This window comes from Acinetobacter sp. AG1, from assembly GCF_001005525.1.
GTDB lineage: Bacteria > Pseudomonadota > Gammaproteobacteria > Pseudomonadales > Moraxellaceae > Acinetobacter > Acinetobacter modestus.
In genome coordinates, this window is record NZ_LBMZ01000033.1 from 1 (window position 1) to 3,175 (window position 3,175).

Annotated in this window: 4 protein-coding genes; 2 read left to right on the forward strand and 2 right to left on the reverse strand. The window is 37.4% G+C overall.

All coding sequences use genetic code 11. The annotated features are described in order from the left end of the window. Window positions 1-25 precede the first annotated feature (25 nt). Window positions 26-418: a hypothetical protein gene (locus AAV96_RS00330; protein WP_046737872.1), complete on the reverse strand. Its 393-nt coding sequence runs from the start codon at window positions 416-418 to the stop codon at window positions 26-28. Window positions 419-557: 139 nt separating this feature from the next. Here AAV96_RS00330 and AAV96_RS00335 point away from each other — a divergent pair, with 139 nt between their 5' ends. Further along, window positions 558-956: an MAPEG family protein gene (locus AAV96_RS00335; protein ID WP_005218756.1), complete on the forward strand. Its 399-nt coding sequence runs from the start codon at window positions 558-560 to the stop codon at window positions 954-956. Window positions 957-1,072: 116 nt separating this feature from the next. Continuing rightward, entirely contained in the window at window positions 1,073-1,600 is a 528-nt protein-coding gene (gene ppa, locus AAV96_RS00340; RefSeq protein ID WP_046737873.1) for an inorganic diphosphatase, read from the forward strand. A 96-nt stretch (window positions 1,601-1,696) separates the two neighbouring features. Here the strand turns inward: ppa and AAV96_RS00345 are convergent, their stop codons facing one another. Then, window positions 1,697-3,046, reverse strand: coding sequence for an OprD family outer membrane porin (locus AAV96_RS00345; RefSeq protein ID WP_046737874.1), 1,350 nt, complete (start codon window positions 3,044-3,046; stop codon window positions 1,697-1,699). Window positions 3,047-3,175: the final 129 nt, after the last annotated feature.

A 3,175-nucleotide genomic window follows, 5' to 3' on the forward strand; every position in this document is an offset into this window, starting at 1 on the left:
CAATTGTGGCGTTTTTTATTTGGGTTTATTGACTACTATTTGACTTCATCAACCAACGATCGATATAAGGCCGTCCAATACCGACAATGCCAACAAAAACGACCATGGATATTAGCTGAAAAACTAATCGGGTTTGATTGATACCATTGAAGCTAAAGTAGTTGTCAATAAGGGTATATACCACAATAACGATAAGCCAATGCCAGAGTGTTAAGCGGTAGATCCCCACAGCATAAAAAGCAATAATGAGAATGACAAAGGTGCCAAGCGTAGATTGCCAATTGTAGTTTGCACAAATCACGCTGAGTAGAAATGCGATGATGGGCAACACTACTTTGAGTACGCGGTCAACTAAAAGCTGATGCTGTCGTTGTTGAGCAAGAACATCAAACAATTTGTTTTGATCTTGAGCTGGCATAACATGACCTTGAGATTGAATCAAAGAAAACTAGCAAAATATATAAAAGCAGTGCTTGTTGAACAAGCACAAATGAAAGTTTGATAAATTATAAGTTATGATAGCATGATCACAAGAACTTCAAATGATGGATATCAGCATGCAAGGTATTAGCGGCATTATATTGATTCTTATCGTTGCGTGTTTATTGCCATATGTTTTTACCTTAATTGCAAAAGCAAAAGGTGGCTTCCAAGCAAAGGATAATCAGAATCCGCGTGAATTTTTGGCGAAAACGACAGGTCTAGCTGCCAGAGCCAATGCAGTACAACAGAATAGTTTTGAAAGTTTACCCTTATTTATTGCTGCAATTTTAATGGCTGAATATATGGTTGTGCCTGAGAAATTTATTCTGAGCTTAGGCTGGGCATATATCGTATTTCGCATTATTTATGGTATCTGTTATTTAGCGAATCTAGCCACTTTACGTTCGATTATTTGGTTTTTTTCAATATTTTGTCCAATTTTACTGTTTGTGATTACGATTAAACTGACCTAAATCGATGTTGAGTATAAAATTCATTAACGCTCAGCATATCTAGCATCATTTTTATGGTATTCACGCTATAATCTGTCGGATTTACATCTAAGTTCACAAGATAAACGAGTGTTGATATGAGTTATAGCAATATTCCTGCGGGTAAAGACGCACCAAATGACATCTATGTCATCATTGAGATTCCTGCAAATGCAGCGCCAATCAAATACGAAATCGATAAAGATTCTGATGCGTTATTTGTAGACCGTTTCATGGGTACAGCAATGTTCTACCCAGCTAACTATGGTTATGTACCAAATACATTATCTGAAGATGGTGACCCATTAGACGTACTTGTTGTAACTCCACATCCTGTTGCTGCGGGTTCAGTAATCCGTTGCCGCCCAGTGGGTAAATTAAAAATGGAAGATGATGGTGGTATCGATGCGAAACTCATCGCAGTTCCACATGAGAAGTTATCTCCTCTCTATAAAGATGTGAAAGAATACACAGATCTTCCACCTTTATTGATTAGCCAAGTTGAGCACTTCTTCGCACACTATAAAGATTTAGAGCCTGGTAAATGGGTAAAAATCAGCGGGTGGGAAGGTGCTGACGTTGCAAAAGCTGAAGTATTGAAAGCAATCGAAGCTGCTAAAAAATAATTTTCAGATTTACCTTAATTTTATGATTTAAAGTTGAGCGCAATAAAAAACTCCATTCAGTTGAATGGAGTTTTTTATTGCTTGAATTGCTGCGAATTAGAAAAATTTCACAGGAATATCAAGCCAAATACGCCATTCGTTGGTATCACCGATGTAAGTTCCTGCTTGGTAAGCATCACTTGCGCGATAATATGAATGACGTACACGTAAGCTAGTATCTTTGGCAAAGCCTGATTGAACCGTGTATTTCACTTGGTTAAAGAATTCACGTTCAGTTGAGTTATCTGTAGTACGAACACGTGCAATCACGTTGTCATTCAGATCTGTAACTGCTGCACTGGTATTAATATCCCAGCCATATACAAATGCTGTTGTCCAACTTAAACCTGGCACACCAAAGCTGCCGAAATCTAAATTGTATTGCAGTTGCGCTGATTTTTCACCATTACCAATGAAGTCAGATAGATATGAATTTGGTAAGTAAATTGTTTGATGACCATCACCAACACCTTTACCTAAACCATAGTCATAACCTGCATTACCACTGTTCTGTTGGTAAGCGAACATGACTGTATGTGGACCAGTATTGTATGTTGTTGAAATTGCCCAGATTGAGTTCTGGTATTCATCATTTGCTGAACCGATATAAGAATATAAGCTCTTATTCGCTTGACGATCCCAATCGGTATGGTAACCACTGAAATCATAGGTTAATGAACTATTATTTGCTAACGCTTGTTTATAGTTCACATTTGCATAATGACGCTCTAAACGATCTTTAATATCAGTACCATAATAGGCTGTATTCAATTGATCGTTTACTTTATATTTAGCGCCCCAAACTACAGCGCTATCTAATTCGTTACCGTCAGATTTAATCTGGTCAGAATATTGGTTTTTGGTAAATTTACCAACAGTAACTTCTAAACCTTTAATTTCACGGCTGTTTGCTAAAACACCTTCAAAATATTCAGGTACTAAACGTGCTGTGTTGCTCGCAAGAACTGGCAAATCTAGAATTTGTGTACCGTAAGTTACAGTTGTGTTAGAAACGCGCGCTTTTACATAACCGCCACCACGTGTCCAGTGATCATATGTATCACCAGTGCCATCTACGCCATTTAGGCGTTCGCGAGGGATCATGCCATTACCAGCATTATGGTTTGGACCTAGTTTAAAAGAGGCATCACCAATAATACCCGCTCCAAAACCAACGACCCCTTTAGTGAAACCTGAGTCGAGTTTGAGCATAGCTGTTTGTGCGTATGAACTAGTGTCTTCAACACCATTTTTCTTATCACGAGTTAGATAACCAGTACGGAATAAAACATCCCCATTGGCATCTTCAACAAATCCTTTTGCTTCGCTTTGTTCGCTAGCATATGTTGAGGTGATTAACGCGGCATTAATCAAAACCGCTAAAGTAAGTTTTTGTGCCTTTGGCATATGTAGCCTCATAAAATAACAAATTTTGGGAGAATCCGAAATTTTGACCAATTGTATAAGTTATGCATAAAAAAGATAGATTTTTATTAAAATATTTTAATTAAATTTACACAAAATTAGGATAAGATT

Bases quoted from the DNA above. Each gene is read 5' to 3' on its own strand.
- AAV96_RS00330 (WP_046737872.1), bottom strand. From the start codon at position 418: ATGCCAGCTCAAGATCAAAACAAATTGTTTGATGTTCTTGCTCAACAA.
- AAV96_RS00335 (WP_005218756.1), top strand. From the start codon at position 558: ATGCAAGGTATTAGCGGCATTATATTGATTCTTATCGTTGCGTGTTTA.
- ppa (WP_046737873.1), top strand. From the start codon at position 1,073: ATGAGTTATAGCAATATTCCTGCGGGTAAAGACGCACCAAATGACATC.
- AAV96_RS00345 (WP_046737874.1), bottom strand. From the start codon at position 3,046: ATGCCAAAGGCACAAAAACTTACTTTAGCGGTTTTGATTAATGCCGCG.